Annotated in this window: 15 protein-coding genes; 11 read left to right on the top strand and 4 right to left on the bottom strand. The window is 62.7% G+C overall.

Annotation, left to right across the window (positions count from 1 at the left end; genetic code table 11):
- Together ACO1XS_RS18250 and ACO1XS_RS18245 are read left to right on the top strand one after the other, a co-directional pair.
- Positions 1 to 112, top strand: a 112-nt coding sequence (locus ACO1XS_RS18250; protein ID WP_486391340.1) for a hypothetical protein, incomplete at its 5' end; no start/stop codon positions are given.
- A 43-nt stretch (positions 113 to 155) separates the two neighbouring features.
- On the top strand, positions 156 to 1,343 hold the full coding sequence (locus ACO1XS_RS18245; protein WP_486391337.1) for a cystathionine beta-lyase: 1,188 nt from the start codon (positions 156 to 158) through the stop codon (positions 1,341 to 1,343).
- Between the two features lie 39 nt (positions 1,344 to 1,382).
- Here the strand turns inward: ACO1XS_RS18245 and serB are convergent, their stop codons facing one another.
- Complete coding sequence (serB, locus tag ACO1XS_RS18240; RefSeq protein WP_331569742.1) at positions 1,383 to 2,234, bottom strand: phosphoserine phosphatase SerB; 852 nt, start codon at positions 2,232 to 2,234, stop codon at positions 1,383 to 1,385.
- 264 nt (positions 2,235 to 2,498) lie between these two features.
- Here serB and ACO1XS_RS18235 point away from each other — a divergent pair, with 264 nt between their 5' ends.
- Positions 2,499 to 3,065 (top strand): DUF6013 family protein, encoded by a 567-nt coding sequence (locus ACO1XS_RS18235; protein WP_486391336.1) that lies wholly within the window; start codon positions 2,499 to 2,501, stop codon positions 3,063 to 3,065.
- A 29-nt stretch (positions 3,066 to 3,094) separates the two neighbouring features.
- Here ACO1XS_RS18235 and ACO1XS_RS18230 read toward each other — a convergent pair whose 3' ends face one another.
- The gene (locus tag ACO1XS_RS18230; protein ID WP_486391335.1) at positions 3,095 to 3,901 is read right to left on the bottom strand and encodes an ABC transporter permease; all 807 of its coding nucleotides are present in this window, start codon (positions 3,899 to 3,901) and stop codon (positions 3,095 to 3,097) included.
- Positions 3,898 to 4,590 (bottom strand): ABC transporter ATP-binding protein, encoded by a 693-nt coding sequence (locus ACO1XS_RS18225; protein ID WP_486391334.1) that lies wholly within the window; start codon positions 4,588 to 4,590, stop codon positions 3,898 to 3,900. Before ACO1XS_RS18225 ends, ACO1XS_RS18230 begins: the two co-directional genes overlap by 4 nt.
- Before the next feature lie 210 nt (positions 4,591 to 4,800).
- Here ACO1XS_RS18225 and ACO1XS_RS18220 point away from each other — a divergent pair, with 210 nt between their 5' ends.
- From ACO1XS_RS18220 to ACO1XS_RS18210, 3 genes are all read left to right on the top strand, one after another.
- Complete coding sequence (locus ACO1XS_RS18220; RefSeq protein ID WP_331569734.1) at positions 4,801 to 7,101, top strand: AsmA family protein; 2,301 nt, start codon at positions 4,801 to 4,803, stop codon at positions 7,099 to 7,101.
- A 61-nt stretch (positions 7,102 to 7,162) separates the two neighbouring features.
- Positions 7,163 to 8,755 carry an ABC-F family ATPase gene (locus tag ACO1XS_RS18215; RefSeq protein ID WP_331569732.1) on the top strand — a complete coding sequence of 531 codons (1,593 nt, stop codon included), beginning with the start codon at positions 7,163 to 7,165 and terminating at the stop codon, positions 8,753 to 8,755.
- 110 nt (positions 8,756 to 8,865) lie between these two features.
- Positions 8,866 to 10,305 carry an aldehyde dehydrogenase family protein gene (locus tag ACO1XS_RS18210; RefSeq protein WP_486391333.1) on the top strand — a complete coding sequence of 480 codons (1,440 nt, stop codon included), beginning with the start codon at positions 8,866 to 8,868 and terminating at the stop codon, positions 10,303 to 10,305.
- 85 nt (positions 10,306 to 10,390) lie between these two features.
- On the opposite strand, the gene ACO1XS_RS18205 is transcribed toward ACO1XS_RS18210, so the two are convergent.
- Positions 10,391 to 10,594 (bottom strand): DUF1289 domain-containing protein, encoded by a 204-nt coding sequence (locus ACO1XS_RS18205; protein WP_331569728.1) that lies wholly within the window; start codon positions 10,592 to 10,594, stop codon positions 10,391 to 10,393.
- Positions 10,595 to 10,709: 115 nt separating this feature from the next.
- Here ACO1XS_RS18205 and ACO1XS_RS18200 point away from each other — a divergent pair, with 115 nt between their 5' ends.
- From ACO1XS_RS18200 to ACO1XS_RS18180, 5 genes are all read left to right on the top strand, one after another.
- Positions 10,710 to 10,889: a hypothetical protein gene (locus tag ACO1XS_RS18200; protein WP_331569726.1), complete on the top strand. Its 180-nt coding sequence runs from the start codon at positions 10,710 to 10,712 to the stop codon at positions 10,887 to 10,889.
- Between the two features lie 95 nt (positions 10,890 to 10,984).
- Positions 10,985 to 12,082: a polyamine ABC transporter substrate-binding protein gene (locus tag ACO1XS_RS18195; RefSeq protein WP_331569724.1), complete on the top strand. Its 1,098-nt coding sequence runs from the start codon at positions 10,985 to 10,987 to the stop codon at positions 12,080 to 12,082.
- A 90-nt stretch (positions 12,083 to 12,172) separates the two neighbouring features.
- Positions 12,173 to 13,327: an ABC transporter ATP-binding protein gene (locus tag ACO1XS_RS18190; RefSeq protein WP_331569722.1), complete on the top strand. Its 1,155-nt coding sequence runs from the start codon at positions 12,173 to 12,175 to the stop codon at positions 13,325 to 13,327.
- Positions 13,324 to 14,253 (top strand): ABC transporter permease subunit, encoded by a 930-nt coding sequence (locus ACO1XS_RS18185; protein ID WP_486391332.1) that lies wholly within the window; start codon positions 13,324 to 13,326, stop codon positions 14,251 to 14,253. The genes ACO1XS_RS18190 and ACO1XS_RS18185 overlap by 4 nt, the downstream gene beginning before the upstream one ends.
- Positions 14,253 to 15,071 (top strand): ABC transporter permease subunit, encoded by an 819-nt coding sequence (locus ACO1XS_RS18180; protein ID WP_331569920.1) that lies wholly within the window; start codon positions 14,253 to 14,255, stop codon positions 15,069 to 15,071. Before ACO1XS_RS18185 ends, ACO1XS_RS18180 begins: the two co-directional genes overlap by 1 nt.
- The last annotated feature ends 31 nt before the right edge of the window (positions 15,072 to 15,102 follow it).

Below are 15,102 nucleotides of genomic sequence, written 5' to 3'. Positions count from 1 at the left end.
CATCGCGGTCAAGACGATCTACGAACTGGCTCGCAGCGGCGGGCGCTACGGCCTCGCGACGATGTGCATCGGCGGCGGCCAGGGTATCGCCGCGATCTTCGAGCGGATTTGAAGGGCGAGGGGCCGCTTCTTTACTCTTCCAACATCAACCGAACATGACCGATTCGAAATCTAAGCGCGCGCCGCAAACGCGCGTCGTCCATCCCGACATCGAGCTCGCACCCGGCTTTGCGTCGTTCGCCGCGCCGGTCATGCGGGCGTCGACCGTCGTTTTTCCCGATCTGGCGGCCGTTCGCGCGGCCGATTGGCGCGACGAATCGCAATGGCGTTACGGGCTGCATGCCACGCCGACCTCGGCGGCGCTCGCCCAGCGCATTGCTGCGATCGAGGGCGGGCAGTACGCACTGCTGCAACCGTCAGGTCTGGCCGCCATTTCGAACGTCTACTTCGGGATCGTGAAGGCTGGAGACGACGTGCTCATTCCCGATAACGTCTATTCGCCCAATCGCGACCATGGAGAATGGCTCGCGCGCGATTTCGGTGTGACGGTCCGCTACTACGATCCGCTCGTGGGCGCAGGGATTGCCGATCTGATTCAGCCCAATACACGGCTCATCTGGATCGAGGCGCCGGGTTCGGTGACGATGGAAGTACCGGACGTGCGCGCGATCGTGTCGGCCGCGCGCGCGCGTAACGTCGTGACCGCCATCGACAACACCTACTCGGCGGGCCTCGCCTTCCGTCCGTTGGAACTGGGCGTCGACATCTCGGTTCAGGCATTGACCAAGTATCAGTCGGGCGGCAGCGATGTGCTCATGGGGGCGACGATCACGATCGATCGCGACTTGCATTTGAAGCTCAAGCAAGCGCGCATGCGTCTCGGCGTCGGTGTCTCGGCCGACGACTGTTCGCTCGTTTTGCGCAGTCTGCCGAGCATGAAGGCGCGCTTCGAAACGCATGACCGCACGGCGCTTGCGCTAGCGCGCTGGCTCGAGACGCGAGGCGAGATTGCGGCAGTGCTGCACCCGGCCTTCGAGGATTGCCCGGGGCACGACGTGTTCATGCGCGAGTTCACGGGCGCGGGCGGACTCTTCTCGGTCGTCTTCGATGCGCGCTACAGCCCGGCGCAAATCGACGCGTTCGTCGAGGCACTCGAACTCTTTGCAATCGGCTGGAGTTGGGGCGGGGCGCACAGCCTCGCCATGCCGTACGACGTGGCGAAGATGCGGACTGCCTCGCAATGGCCGCATCGCGGCACGCTGGTACGCTTTTATGCAGGTCTAGAAGACGAGTCGGACCTTCGAGCCGACATCGAGCGGGCGATGGCGTCGGCCCTCGGCTGACAGTGGTATCGATGACGGGCGTGCGCCGTCATCGTCGCATCAGGCCGTGGGTTCGAGCAGGCGCAAGAGCCCATCGAGTCCCACGTGATTGAACGCCACGTCCGCAGCGGCACGCACGACAGGCTTGGCGCGAAACGCGACGGACAACCCCGCCTCCGCCATCATCTCCAGGTCGTTCGAGCCGTCGCCGAGGACGATCGCCCGCGAGGTGGGAATGCCGAGTTTGTCGCAGGTTTCCCGAACGGTCCGTGCCTTGACGCTCGCGTTCACGATTTCCCCGATCACCTTGCCCGTCAGCTTGCCGTCCACGATTTCGAGCGAATTGGCTCGTGTGAAATCGAGGCTCAGGCGTGATTTCAATCGATCGGTAAAAAAGGTGAACCCGCCCGAGACCAGCAACGTACGCATGCCCGCGGCCTGCGCCGCTGCAAGCATCGTTTGCGCGCCAGGAGAAAGCTGTAGCCGTTGCGCATAGACCTGATCGAGCGCGCTGGCATCGAGCCCCTCGAGCAGCGCTACGCGGGCGATCAGGCTTTCGTTGAAGTTCTTGATCTCGCCGCGCATCGCTGCCTCCGTGATGGCGGACACCTCGGCCTTCAGGCCGCAGAAATCGGCGATTTCGTCGATGCATTCGATCGTGATCAGCGTCGAATCCATATCCATGGCGACGAGCCCGAAATCGCGCCAGCCCAGGCCCGGCCGAACGAACGCATAATCGAGAGCGTGCGTTTCGCAGTAAGCCTCGATATCGCCGCGTTGAGCTTCATCGGCCTCGACGATGCGCACGGCGCGGGCATCGATCGGCTCGGCGTGCTTGCCGTGGGCGAGAGCAACGAGCGGTTTGAGATGGGCGGCCGGGAGCGGCTCGGTGCTCTGGATGACGAGGTTCATGGCGATGCAAAAAGGGGAGTTGCCGGGCCGCGCGATGCGAGCCTTTCGAAAATCCGCCTATTGTAGCGGTAGCCGCGCGGCCGAGCATCACATTGCCGTCCAAGCTTAGCTGGGCGAGGAATACAAGCGGGACAAGCCCCGATCGCTTTCGTCCAACGATGTGCCGCAGTTGGCGTTAGACTGGCATCGCATCGTCCAGCGGTCACTGAAATCGCATCGTTGCATGACACGCCGTCGTGCGCAGCTCGAAAAGGAGGTGCCAGCATGAGTGTTCACCGCAGATCGTTTATTGAATCGTCTGCCGCTTGGGCTCGCGTCGCCGTATGCGCCGCGGCTCTCTCGAGTGTCGCCGCATACGCCGCGCCGCCCATCACGGTGACGTCGAAGGCACCCGCCGACGGGCCGACTAAATACACGGTCAAGGTTGCGTCGAAGGTCTTCGGCAACGTTCAGGAAACGCGCACGATCAGCTCGGGGCAGACCGACGACTACAACTGGAAGACGGCACCGCCCGGCGGCGCCGTTGCAGTCCCGGAGAATTGTCCGAATCGCTCCGAGATGACGCTCGATCCCAACGGCGCGGCGATGCGCTCGCTCAGCATCCGGCTCGCGCCAGTCGTGGCGCCTGACGGTACAGCCACCGTGCAGATGAGCGTGCAGGGCACGGCACCCAAAGGCAAGGCGGCGATGAAGGCGGGCGGTAAGACGTTGCAGTGTCCGCAACTCGCGACCCTCAGTCAGATCGTGCGCTTCACGATGCCGACCAACGGCAGCGCGAAGATGGTTGCTCTGAGCGACGGCTCGAAGGTGACCGTCTCGGCGCAACGCTGACCGGCCCGCATAGGCCCGCATAGGCCGCATCAGGCCGCCTCACGCTCGCTCAGATGTGCGGCAAGAAAGCGGTGCTCGGGGGAGAAAAGACGCCTGTACGTCAGCAGGACCGCGCCCAGGGTGCCGAGCGCGGATGAGGCCGCAATCAGAAACATGATGACGATCTGATACCGGACTGCCTGCAGCGGAGGTTGCCCCGCGAGCACTTGTCCGGTCATCATGCCGGGCAGGCTCACGACGCCGACCACGCTCATCTGGTTCAGCGTTGGGATCATGCCTGCGCGCACGGCCTCGCGGGCCGGCGCCCGCGCAGCCTCCCAGCGCGTCGCGCCGAGCGCCAGCGCCATTTCCACGCGATCGCGCCGCGCGGTCAATGCCTCCGTCATGCGCTCGATCGCGAGCGATACACCGGTCAGCGTATTGCCGAGAATCATGCCGAGGATCGGAATCGCATACTGCGGTGCATACCAGGGATGAACGCGGATCACGGCGAAAAGACCGATTGCCGCGACGAGCCAGGCGCTGAGCCAGATCGATACCACGCTGTCCACGCGCTGGCCGCGATAGCTGTGCGTGCCGCGGGATGCCCCCGCGAACCCGGCGACGAGCGTCATCAATGCCATGAGCGGCAAGACCACGTACCAGCGGTCGAATCGGAAGACCCAGCCGAGCACGTAACCGATCGCGAGCAACTGCACGACGGTCCGTATGGCCGCGAGCGCGAGCTTGCGACCCAAGCCGAGCGAGAGCGCGGCGGACACCGCGCCGTTGACGACGATGAGCAACGTGGCGATGGCCACATCGGCGAGGCTCAGCGCTTGAAGCGGGGCGTTCATCGATGGATCTCCTCACAGGCGTTCAAGCGCCCGACCTGCATCGTGAGCCGGCGCGTGCCGACGCGGCCTGCCTGCGCCGGGTCGTGCGAGACCCACATCGACGCACGCGCGTGTTCGCCGGCCCAAAACCAGTCGTCGACGAGCGCCTCGACGGCCTGTGTCGTTTGGGGATCGAGCGAGGCGGTCGGTTCGTCGAGGAGCAGGACCTCGGGATCGAGCTGCAGGACACGGATCAATGCCGTGAGCTGGGCTTCGCCGCCGGAGAGTTCGCTCGCGCGTTTATCGAGAAAACCGACCGTGCGACCCGCGCGCTTGGCGAGGTATGCGGCTCGCGCGCGATCGAATCGCCGATCGCGGTACACGCCGAGCAGATACGGGTAGCGCAGGTTGTCTTCGACGGTGCCGTCGACAAGGGCGGGCCGTTGCTTCACATAGGCGATGCTCGAGCGATAGCGCGGGATGGCTTTTCGGTCGACATCGCGGCCATGCCAGCAGATGCGCCCGGCCTCGAGCGGATCGAGCAGCGCCAGTGCGCGCAGCAAGACGCTTTTTCCGGCTCCAGATGGGCCGCTTACGGCGATGCGCTCGCCGGCCGCCAATGCGAAGTCGGTCGAAAAGAGCAATGTCTCCGCGGTGCGCGCATCGCGGCGAACGATGCCGAACGCCTGCACGAGGGGAAGGGCGGACATCGGAGAAAATTCGTCAAGTGGGGATGAAATGCGATGCGGACCGGCGCCGGTGCCGCCTGACCGCCATGCTGCTGCGACATGATAGACGATCGGATCGGCCTGCGCGGCCGCCGTTTTCGCGCGGCACACTCCTTGCTGAATTTCGGGTCATGATGGTCGCGCATCGGGCGGCTGCCGAGTTCGTCGCCGTTCGCGTACGCCGGAGTCCTTATGCCGATTCGATCCGTTCCGCGTACTGCCGGCAAAGTGCTTGCCTGGACACTTGCCGTTATCGTCGTGCTGATCGCCGTGCTTGCGGTGGCGCTCGTCACATTCGACTGGAACCGCGCGCGGCCGTGGGTGGACGATAAGGTTTCGCAAGCCATCGGCCGCCCGTTCGCGATCAACGGCGATCTGCGCGTCTCCTGGCAGCGGCCTGCCGGCGAGCACGGATGGCGGGCGTGGGTGCCGTGGCCGCGATTTTCGGCCCATCGCGTGAGCATCGGCAATCCCGACTGGACACACGCGCCGCAGTTCGCGACGGCCGACGAGATTTCATTCACGGTCGAGATGCTGCCGCTTCTCGCTCATACGATCTCGGTGCCGACGATCGATCTCGTGAGCCCGTCGATCGACCTCGAGCGCCTGGCCGACGGGCGCGAGAACTGGACCTTCACGCTGCCCAAATCGAAGAATCCGACGCGCTGGACGGTACGCCTTGCCAATCTCGGCTTCTCGAAGGGCGAGATCGCGCTGAATGACGCGCTCAAGAAAATCGATCTCGCGATCGGTGTGGATACGCTCGGCAAACCGCTCGCGATAGGCGATGTGCTCAAGCAGCAAGAGGCGGCCTCGCGCGAAAGCGCAGCGCACACCGTTGGGCAGGGAGGCGCTCGCAAGCTGGCGGCGCAAAAGAAGGGCCCCGCGGTTGCGTCCGAAGCGTCGGCCGCGGCGGCGTCGGCAGCCTCTGCGGTGCCGACGAGCGAGGCGCAGGAAGTGTCGAAGCCCGCTCCCAATCCGCGCGATCTTTACGCGCTGGGATTTACGGCAAAGGGGCACTATCGGACGACCGCGGTCGAGGGCAGCGGCAAGCTGGGCAGCGTGCTGTCGCTGCGCGACGCGCATCGACCTTTCCCCTTGCAAGTCGATGTCAAGGTGGGCGACACGCGGCTCGCGCTCGTCGGAACGCTGACCGATCCGCTGCATCTGGCCGCGCTCGATGTGCGGCTGTGGTTGCAAGGTGCGAGTTTGTCGCACCTTTACCCGATCCTCGGCGTGACGCTACCGGACACGCCGCCTTACGCGACGGATGGGCGGCTCGCGGGGCACATCAGGACCGGCGACACGGTGCTGACCTATAGCGGCTTCACCGGACGCGTCGGCGAGAGCGATCTGGAGGGAACGCTGAGCTATAGCGGGCGCGACTCACGGCCGCTGTTGACCGGCAACGTGGAGTCGCGTCTGCTGCGTTTTGCAGACCTCGCGCCCGTCGTGGGCGCCGATACGAACGCCAGCAAGGCGCGCCGCGGGGCGGCCGTGAAACAGCCGGCCGATCGGGCTTTGCCGGTCGAGTCGTTCAAGACCGACCGGTGGCATGCGATCGATGCCAACGTGACGTTCACGGGCAAACGCATCATCAGGAATCCCGATCTTCCCGTGACCGATCTCTATACGCACGTGCTGCTGAAAGGCGGCGCGCTGACATTCGCTCCGCTGCGTTTCGGCGTGGCCGGCGGCACGCTGGCGTCGGAGCTGCATCTGGATGGCAGTGCGGTCCCGCTGAAGGCCCGCATGTCGCTGTCGGCGCGCCATTTGAAGCTCAAGCAGTTGTTCCCGAAGCAAAAGAGCATGGAGTCGGCCTTGGGCGAGGTGAATGGCGATGCGGCGCTGTCGGCCACCGGCAATTCCCCGGCGGCGCTGGCTGCGACGATCGACGGGGAAACGAAAGTGCTCGTCACGGATGGGACCGTGAGCCAGTTGCTGATGGAAGAGGCGGGACTCAATGTCGCCAATATCGTCTATGAAAAGCTTTTCGGACACCGTAACGTCAATATCCGCTGCGGCGCGGCGGATTTCACGGCAACCAACGGCGTGCTCGAATCGAAGACTTTCGCCATCGACACGGACGACGCGTTGATCTCCATGAACGGTCACATCGATTTGCGCAACGAAACGATGGATCTCACGATTCATCCGCATACGAAGGGGTTGCGGGTGGTTTCGCTGCGTTCGCCGCTCTACGTGAAGGGTACGTTCAAACATCCCGACGTCGGCGTGAGCAAGGGGGCGCTGATCTTGCGCGCAGGCGCCGCAGTGGGGCTGGGGCTCATCAATCCGTTCGCCGCGCTGATCCCGCTCATCGCGCCGAGCCACAACAAGGACGTGCCGTGTGCCGCGCTGATGGCGAACATGCGGGAGGCCCCGAGCGCGCCGCCGCCCGGCGCGAAAACGGCCAGCCCGGCGCCGCGTGCGGCCAGCGCACCCGGCGGCGCGGCGGTTCAACCGGAAGCGCAAGCGCAGCACGGTGGGTGATGTCGCCGAAACTTGTTAAAATTACGAGTTTTTCGTCGAACACCACTCTGAGGGCCTCGCCGTGCTGTCTACCGCCAATATCACCATGCAATTCGGGCCGAAGCCGCTCTTCGAGAACATCTCCGTCAAGTTCGGCGAAGGCAACCGGTATGGCCTCATTGGCGCGAACGGCTGCGGGAAATCGACGTTCATGAAGATATTGGGCAGCGATCTCGAGCCGAGCTCGGGCACCGTCATGCTCGAGCCGAACGTGCGGCTGGGCAAGCTGCGCCAGGATCAGTTCGCGTATGAGGAAATGCGCGTTCTCGATGTCGTCATGATGGGCCATACCGAAATGTGGGCCGCGATGACCGAACGCGATGCGATCTACGCCAACCCGGAGGCGACGGACGACGACTACATGCACGCGGCGGAGCTCGAGGCGAAGTTCGCCGAATATGGCGGCTACACCGCCGAAGCGCGGGCCGGCGAGCTGCTGCTCGGCATCGGCATTCATATCGACGATCACAACGGACCGATGAGCAACATCGCGCCGGGCTGGAAACTGCGCGTGCTGTTGGCGCAGGCGTTGTTTTCGAATCCGGACGTACTGCTGCTCGACGAGCCGACCAACAACCTCGACATCAATTCGATCCGCTGGCTCGAGAATGTGCTCAACGAGTACAACTCGACGATGATCATCATCTCGCACGATCGCCACTTCCTGAACCAGGTCTGCACCCATATGGCGGACATGGATTACGGCACGCTGAAGGTTTATCCCGGCAATTACGACGACTACATGCTGGCGTCGGCGCAAGCCCGCGAGCGGCAGGCGGCCGCGAATGCCAAGGCGAAGGAGCGCATTGCCGATCTGCAGGACTTCGTGCGGCGCTTTTCGGCCAACAAGTCGAAAGCGAGACAAGCCACGAGCCGCCTCAAGCAGATCGACAAGATCAAGATCGAGGAATTCAAACCGTCGTCACGGCAGAACCCGTTCATCCGCTTCGAGTACGAAAAGAAGCTGCACAACATCGCGGTGGTGGCCGAAGGCATCACCAAGCGCTACGACCGGACGATTTTCGAGAACTTCAGCATCAGCGTGCAGCCTGCTGAACGTATCGCGATCATCGGCGAGAACGGTGCCGGCAAAACGACGTTGCTGCGCGCCCTACATGGCAACCTGGCGCTCGACGGCGGTCGCGTCAAATGGGCCGAAAACGCCAATATCGGCTATATGCCTCAGGATACGTACGAGGAATTTCCGGACGACGTGACGCTGACCGAGTGGATCGATGCCTACCGCAAGGAGGGCGACGACGATCAAATGGTGCGCGGCACGCTCGGGCGGTTGCTTTTCAATGCGGATGACATCAGGAAGTCGGTGAAGGTGCTGTCGGGCGGTGAAAAGGGGCGCATGATCTGGGGCAAGCTGATGCTGGGCCGGCACAACGTCCTGCTGATGGACGAGCCGACGAACCATATGGATATGGAATCGATCGAATCGTTGCAGGTCGCACTCGATAAATTCGACGGCACGCTGATCTTCGTTTCACACGATCGGGAGTTCGTGAGCGGCCTTGCGAACCGCATCATCGAGGTGCGAACCGATGGCACGCTGTATGACTTCGGCGGCAATTACGAGGACTTCCTGGCCAGTCAGGGTGTCGAGTAACCGTTCGCGTATGCCTTTCGTGAGTGCCTCGCGCTCGGATGGCGTACTGACGTCGTCGCGCCGCCGCCGCGCGTAGAATGCTCTGATCGCCTCGCGAGACGGGATTCGACATGAAAACGTACGAGCACCTATATATCGGCGGCAAGTGGCTGAAGCCGTCGTCAAGCGGCACGATCGACGTAATCGATTCAGGCACCGAAGCGGTCATGGGCCGCATTCCCGAGGGCGCGGCGGCCGATGCCGAGGCGGCCGTCGAGGCTGCGAAGCTCGCGTTCGATTCATGGGCCGCCACGCCCGCCGCTACGCGGGCCGAATATCTGCAAAAGATTGCCGATGGGCTGAAAGCCCGCACCGAAGAACTCACGCAGCTGATCTGCGGCGAGGTCGGTATGCCCATCAAGCTCGTACGCGCGATCCAGGTTGGCTCGCCCGTCTATCACTGGAACGCGTACGCGAAACTGGCTCGAGAATTCGCATTCGAAGAACGCGTGGGCAACTCGCTCGTGGTGCGCGAGCCGGTCGGCGTGGTCGCTGCCATCACGCCCTGGAACTATCCGCTCAACCAGATCACGCTCAAAGTGGCCGCGGCGCTTGCCGCAGGCTGCACCGTTGTCCTGAAACCCTCCGAAATCGCGCCCCTCAACGCATTCGTGCTGGCCGAAGTCATTCACGATGCAGGATTGCCGGCGGGCGTATTCAATCTGGTGAGCGGCTACGGGGCGGTCGTCGGAGAGATCATCGCGAGCCATCCCTTCGTGGACATGGTCTCGTTCACCGGGTCCACGCGCGCGGGTAAGCGCGTTGCCGAACTCGCCGCGGCAACCGTGAAACGCGTCGCGCTCGAACTCGGCGGGAAATCGGCTTCGCTGATTCTCGATGACGCGGACTTTCCCACAGCCGTCAAGGCTACCGTTTCAGACAGCTTCCTGAATGCCGGCCAGACCTGCTCCGCGCATACGCGCATGCTCGTGCCCGAGTCGCGCTACGAGGAGGTACGTGAACTCGCGAAGCGGGCGGCCGAAGCCTATGTGCCGGGCGACCCGCGCAGCGAAACGACGCGCCTGGGCGCGCTGGCTTCGGCTGCGCAGCAGGCCCGCGTGCGCGCCTATATCGAGCGTGGCATGGAAGAGGGCGCGGAACTGGTGACGGGCGGTCCCGGCATGCCCGAAGGGTTGTCGAAAGGCTTTTTCGTCAAGCCGACCGTCTTCGGCCGCGTCCATCCGAAGGCGACCATCGCGCAGGAGGAAATCTTCGGCCCCGTACTCTCGATCCTGACTTACAAGGACGAGGAAGAGGCCGTTCGGATCGCCAACGATTCGCCCTACGGCCTTGCCGGTGCGGTCTGGGGGGGCGACGACGAGCGGGCGCATCGTGTCGCGCGGCGCATTCGGACGGGGCAGATCGACATCAATGGCGGCGACTGGAACATGCAAGCGCCTTTCGGTGGCTTCAAACAGTCGGGCTACGGTCGGGAAAACGGTACGTTCGGCCTCGAAGAGTACCTCGAGTACAAGTCGCTGCAATTCAAGCAGCCGAAGCCGGCCGGCTGACTAGGCTGGCCAATCAGGCTGACCGATTCGGCATCGGTTCGGCGCGCAGTTCGTGCACGGCGCGCTCGGGCCGAGCCAAGCGTACCTATAGCTTGTCGTACTGAAAGCGCATGGCGGTGCCTTCCTTCTCGATGCGCACCCAGACGGCACGCTTTTCCTCGTTGCTCATGAAAACCCAGTTCGAGACCTCGGTTGCCGTGCGTCCGCAGCCCTTGCAGATGTCGTCGAAAAGCGTCGAACACACGCCGATGCACGGGCTGTCCGGGACATCATGGAGATTGGAGGCCATTTGAAACCTTGGTAATAGACAGATCAGGCGCTATGGTAGCCCATACGCGCGGCACGCTTTTCCGTTCGCGCTGTCTCCCGAATGGGTATCGGAGGTCGCGGACAAGACCGGCCGAATGGCCGATCCGGTATTTTTTCCGCTGGACACCGCCGTGCAACGGGATAAAATTGCGCCCGTTTTCATCAGTCGCCGACGCCCGTCCATTCATGCGCAGCGGCGCGTCCAGCCGCTGTACCCTTTGCGCGACAGCCGGGCCGAATGCCGCGGTTTTTTTTTGGTCTTGCCTGGCGATTGATGATAGGTTTCGGGTTTTTCAGCGCGCGGCGCGTATCGCGCCGCGATATCGGAACGGGTTGGCACCGGCGCTGGCCGGATGGACCGGAGAGTGGAATGAAAAAACGGGTTCTGGGTGGACTGGCCGTGCTTGCGTTGTGCGCGGCACCGTGGACTGCGTCGATCGCAAAAGACACGCAACTGAATGTCTATAACTGGTCCGACTACATCGCCAAGGACACGATCCCGAACTTCGAGAAACAAACCGGCATCAAGGTCAAATACGACAACTACGACAGCGACGACACGCTGCAAGCCAAGCTGCTCACGGGCAACTCGGGCTACGACATCGTCGTGCCGACGAGCAACTACGCCGGCAAACAGATCGCGGCCGGCATCTTCGCCCCGCTCGACAAATCGAAACTGCCGAACCTCAAGTATCTCGACCCGCAACTGATGGCCCTCGTGGCCGGTGCCGATCCGGGCAACAAGTATGTGGTGCCCTGGGCCTATGGCACGACGGGCCTTGGCTACAACGTCGACAAGGCAACCAAGATTCTCGGCAAGGTACCGCTCGATAACTGGGACGTCCTCTTCAAGCCCGAGAACATTTCCAAACTCAAGGCGTGCGGCGTGTCGGTGCTCGATGCGCCGGATCAGGTCTTCGCGGCTGCGCTCCACTATATCGGCAAGGATCCGATGAGCACGAACCCGGCTGACTACCAGGCGGCGATGACCATGCTCAAGAAGATCCGCCCGTACATCACGCAGTTCAACTCGTCGGGCTATATCAACGATATGGTCGGCGGCGATATCTGCTTCGCCTACGGCTGGTCCGGTGACGTCGTGATCGCCAAGCATCGCACGCAGGAGGCGAAGAAGCCTTACAAGATCGAGTACTACATTCCGAAGGGCGGGGCACCGATCTGGTTCGACGTGATGGCGATTCCGAAAGACGCGAAACACAAGGAAGCGGCGCTCGAGTGGATCAATTACATCGAAGATCCGAAGGTGCATGCGGCGATTACGAACGCGGTGTATTACCCGAGCGCCAATGCCGAAGCGCGCAAGTACGTGGACAAGAGCATCGCCGACGATCCGGCGGTTTATCCGCCCGCCGATGTGGTCAAGACACTGTTCCTCTTGAAACCGTTGCCCGCCGATATCCAGCGTCTGCAAACGCGGCTCTGGACGGAGTTCAAGTCGGGCCGGTAAGAGAATATTTAGCCGGCATGTAATCTCGAAAGCCCCCGGACCGGAGCCGGGGGCTTTGTACGTCAAACGATTCGAATCAAGCGGAAGACCATGAGCGATCAGCCGAGCTCGCAGGCCCCAAGCGGCGCGCGGGCCCCATCGTCAGTAACGGCCTCGGCCGAGGACTTCGTCCAGATCGTGGATGTCGTCAAGAACTTCGGCGAGACCGTTGCGGTGCGCAACGTCAGCTTGTCGGTCGCGAAGGGCGAACTCTTTGCGCTACTCGGCAGTTCGGGGTGTGGCAAGTCGACGCTGCTGAGAATGCTGGCGGGGCTCGAGACCGTCACGTCGGGAAAGATTTTGATCGACGGCGAAGATCTGGCGCTGATGCCGCCGTACCGGCGCCCAGTCAACATGATGTTCCAGTCGTATGCGCTTTTTCCGCATATGACGGTCGAATCGAACGTCGCATTCGGTCTCAAGCAGGAGGGCGTGCCGAAGGCCGAATTGAAGGAGCGGGTGCAAGCGGCGCTCGATCTCGTTCAAATGGGCCGTTTCGCCAAGCGCAAGCCGCATCAGCTGTCGGGCGGCCAGCAACAGCGCGTGGCGCTCGCGCGCTCGCTCGTGAAACGGCCGAAGCTGCTGTTGCTCGATGAGCCGATGTCGGCGCTCGACAAGCAGATTCGCCAGCGCACGCAAATCGAGCTCGTCAATATCCTCGAGCGCGTTGGGGTGACCTGCATCATGGTCACGCACGATCAGGAGGAAGCGATGACGATGGCGGGCCGGCTCGCCGTCATGAGCGAAGGTAGGATCGTGCAACTGGGTACGCCCAACGAGGTCTACGAGTATCCCAATACGCGCTTTTCCGCGGAATTCATCGGGTCGACGAATCTTTTCGACGGGCACGTCGTCGAGGACGAGCCCGATCACATATTCGTCGAGACCTCCGAACTGCCGTGCCGGATGTACGTCAACCACGGCATTACAGGCCCGCTCGGCATGCCGGTCACCATTTCGGTGCGTCCCGAACGTGTCGCGCTCACGCGCAAACCGCCCGAGGGTGCCTACAACTGGGGGCGCGGCGTGGTGTCGAACATCGCTTATCTCGGCGGCTACTCGCTCTATCACGTGAAGCTCGATTCGGGCAAGACGGTCATCGCGAACGTCACGAGCCTTGCGCTTTCGGAGATCGATACGCCCACCTGGGGCGACGAGATCTATGTGCGCTGGAGCGCTTCGGCCGGGGTGGTGCTGACAGCATGAAAAACGCTCTGACTTCGTTGGCCACATGGCCGGCGCGGCGCTTGCGGCTCACAGGCAGTACGGCGGTCGTCGCCGGGCCGTTCATCTGGCTGCTGCTTTTTTTCTTCGTGCCGTTTCTGCTCGTCGTCAAGATCAGCTTCGCGGAGCTGCAGCTCGGTATTCCGCCTTACTCCGAACTCGTGGCGTTCAAGGAAGGTGTCATCCAGATATCGTTGAACATCGCGCATTACGCGTTTCTGTTCAGCGACAGCCTTTATTTCGCGACCTACGTCAACTCGGTGGTCGTAGCCGCGGTCACAACGCTGTTGTGCCTGCTGCTCGGCTACCCGATGGCGTATTACATCGCCCGCTCCGCCCCTGCGGCGCGCAATCTGCTGATGATGGCGGTCATGCTGCCGTTCTGGACGTCGTTCCTGATTCGCGTCTACGCGTGGGTCGGCATTCTCAAGAACAACGGGCTGCTCAACAACTTTTTGATGACGATCGGCCTCATCCACACGCCGATCGAGCTTTATCGGACGAACGTCGCCGTCTATATCGGCATGGTCTATTCGTATCTGCCGTTTCTCGTGATGCCGCTCTATGCGCATCTCGTGAAGATGGATCTGACGCTGCTGGAGGCGGCATACGATCTCGGCGCGAAGCCATGGAGAGCGTTCGTCCAGATCACCCTGCCGCTATCGAAGAACGGCATCATCGCCGGATGCCTGCTCGTGTTCATCCCCGCGGTGGGCGAGTACGTGATCCCCGAGCTCCTCGGCGGCGCGAATACGTTGATGATCGGCCGCGTCATGTGGAACGAATTCTTCAATAACGCCGATTGGCCCATGGCATCGGCGGTGACCTGCGCGATGGTGCTGCTGCTTCTCGTTCCGATGGCGATGTTCCAGCACTATCAGGCCAAACAACTCGAAGCGCACCGATGATCAAACCGAATCGCACGTTGCAGCTGATCGCGCTCGGCATCGGCTTCGCGTTTCTTTACATTCCGATCCTGAGCCTCGTCGTCTATTCGTTCAACGAGTCTCAGCTCGTCACCGTCTGGACGCGTTTTTCGACGCGCTGGTACGCCGCGCTCGTACAGGATGACGAACTGATCGCGTCGTTCTGGCTTTCGCTGCGCATTGCGTTGCTGACGGCATTCGCTTCGGTTTTCATCGGTACCTGGGCGGGCTTCGTGCTGGCGCGCATGGGCCGCTTTCGCGGCTTCACGCTCTTTACCGGGATGATCAATGCGCCGCTCGTCATCCCCGAGGTCATTCAGGGCATTTCGCTGCTGCTGCTGTTCATCGAAATGGGCAAGTGGCTCGGTTGGCCCGAAGGGCGCGGTCTCGTCACGATCTGGATCGGCCATGTCATGCTCTGCATGTCCTATGTCGCCATCATCGTGCAGTCGCGCGTGCGCGATCTGAACCCCTCGCTCGAAGAGGCGGCGCTCGACCTCGGCGCGACGCCGTTGAAGGTGTTTTTCACGATCACGCTGCCGCTCATCTCGCAGGCGCTCATGGCCGGCTGGCTGCTGTCGTTCACGCTCTCGATCGACGATCTCGTGCTGTCGGCGTTTCTTTCGGGGCCCGGATCGACGACGCTGCCTCTCGTCGTTTTCTCGCGGGTCCGGCTCGGGCTCAATCCCGAAATGAACGCGCTCGCAACGCTTTTCATCGCCGTCGTCACGATCGGCGTGATCGTCATCAACTACTTCATGTCGAGGGCCGAGAGGCGGCGCCTTGAAGGCGTCGCCTGATCGGCGTGCGCCGGATTGCCCGGTTCGCGTG

Source organism: Trinickia sp. (genome assembly GCF_057351765.1).
Note: the sequence above shows the minus strand (reverse complement) of the source record. Positions and strands in the feature narration are given on the sequence as shown.

Bases quoted from the DNA above. Each gene is read 5' to 3' on its own strand.
- ACO1XS_RS18245 (WP_486391337.1), top strand. From the start codon at position 156: ATGACCGATTCGAAATCTAAGCGCGCGCCGCAAACGCGCGTCGTCCAT.
- serB (WP_331569742.1), bottom strand. From the start codon at position 2,234: ATGAACCTCGTCATCCAGAGCACCGAGCCGCTCCCGGCCGCCCATCTC.
- ACO1XS_RS18235 (WP_486391336.1), top strand. From the start codon at position 2,499: ATGAGTGTTCACCGCAGATCGTTTATTGAATCGTCTGCCGCTTGGGCT.
- ACO1XS_RS18230 (WP_486391335.1), bottom strand. From the start codon at position 3,901: ATGAACGCCCCGCTTCAAGCGCTGAGCCTCGCCGATGTGGCCATCGCC.
- ACO1XS_RS18225 (WP_486391334.1), bottom strand. From the start codon at position 4,590: ATGTCCGCCCTTCCCCTCGTGCAGGCGTTCGGCATCGTTCGCCGCGAT.
- ACO1XS_RS18220 (WP_331569734.1), top strand. From the start codon at position 4,801: ATGCCGATTCGATCCGTTCCGCGTACTGCCGGCAAAGTGCTTGCCTGG.
- ACO1XS_RS18210 (WP_486391333.1), top strand. From the start codon at position 8,866: ATGAAAACGTACGAGCACCTATATATCGGCGGCAAGTGGCTGAAGCCG.
- ACO1XS_RS18205 (WP_331569728.1), bottom strand. From the start codon at position 10,594: ATGGCCTCCAATCTCCATGATGTCCCGGACAGCCCGTGCATCGGCGTG.
- ACO1XS_RS18200 (WP_331569726.1), top strand. From the start codon at position 10,710: ATGGCCGATCCGGTATTTTTTCCGCTGGACACCGCCGTGCAACGGGAT.
- ACO1XS_RS18195 (WP_331569724.1), top strand. From the start codon at position 10,985: ATGAAAAAACGGGTTCTGGGTGGACTGGCCGTGCTTGCGTTGTGCGCG.
- ACO1XS_RS18190 (WP_331569722.1), top strand. From the start codon at position 12,173: ATGAGCGATCAGCCGAGCTCGCAGGCCCCAAGCGGCGCGCGGGCCCCA.
- ACO1XS_RS18185 (WP_486391332.1), top strand. From the start codon at position 13,324: ATGAAAAACGCTCTGACTTCGTTGGCCACATGGCCGGCGCGGCGCTTG.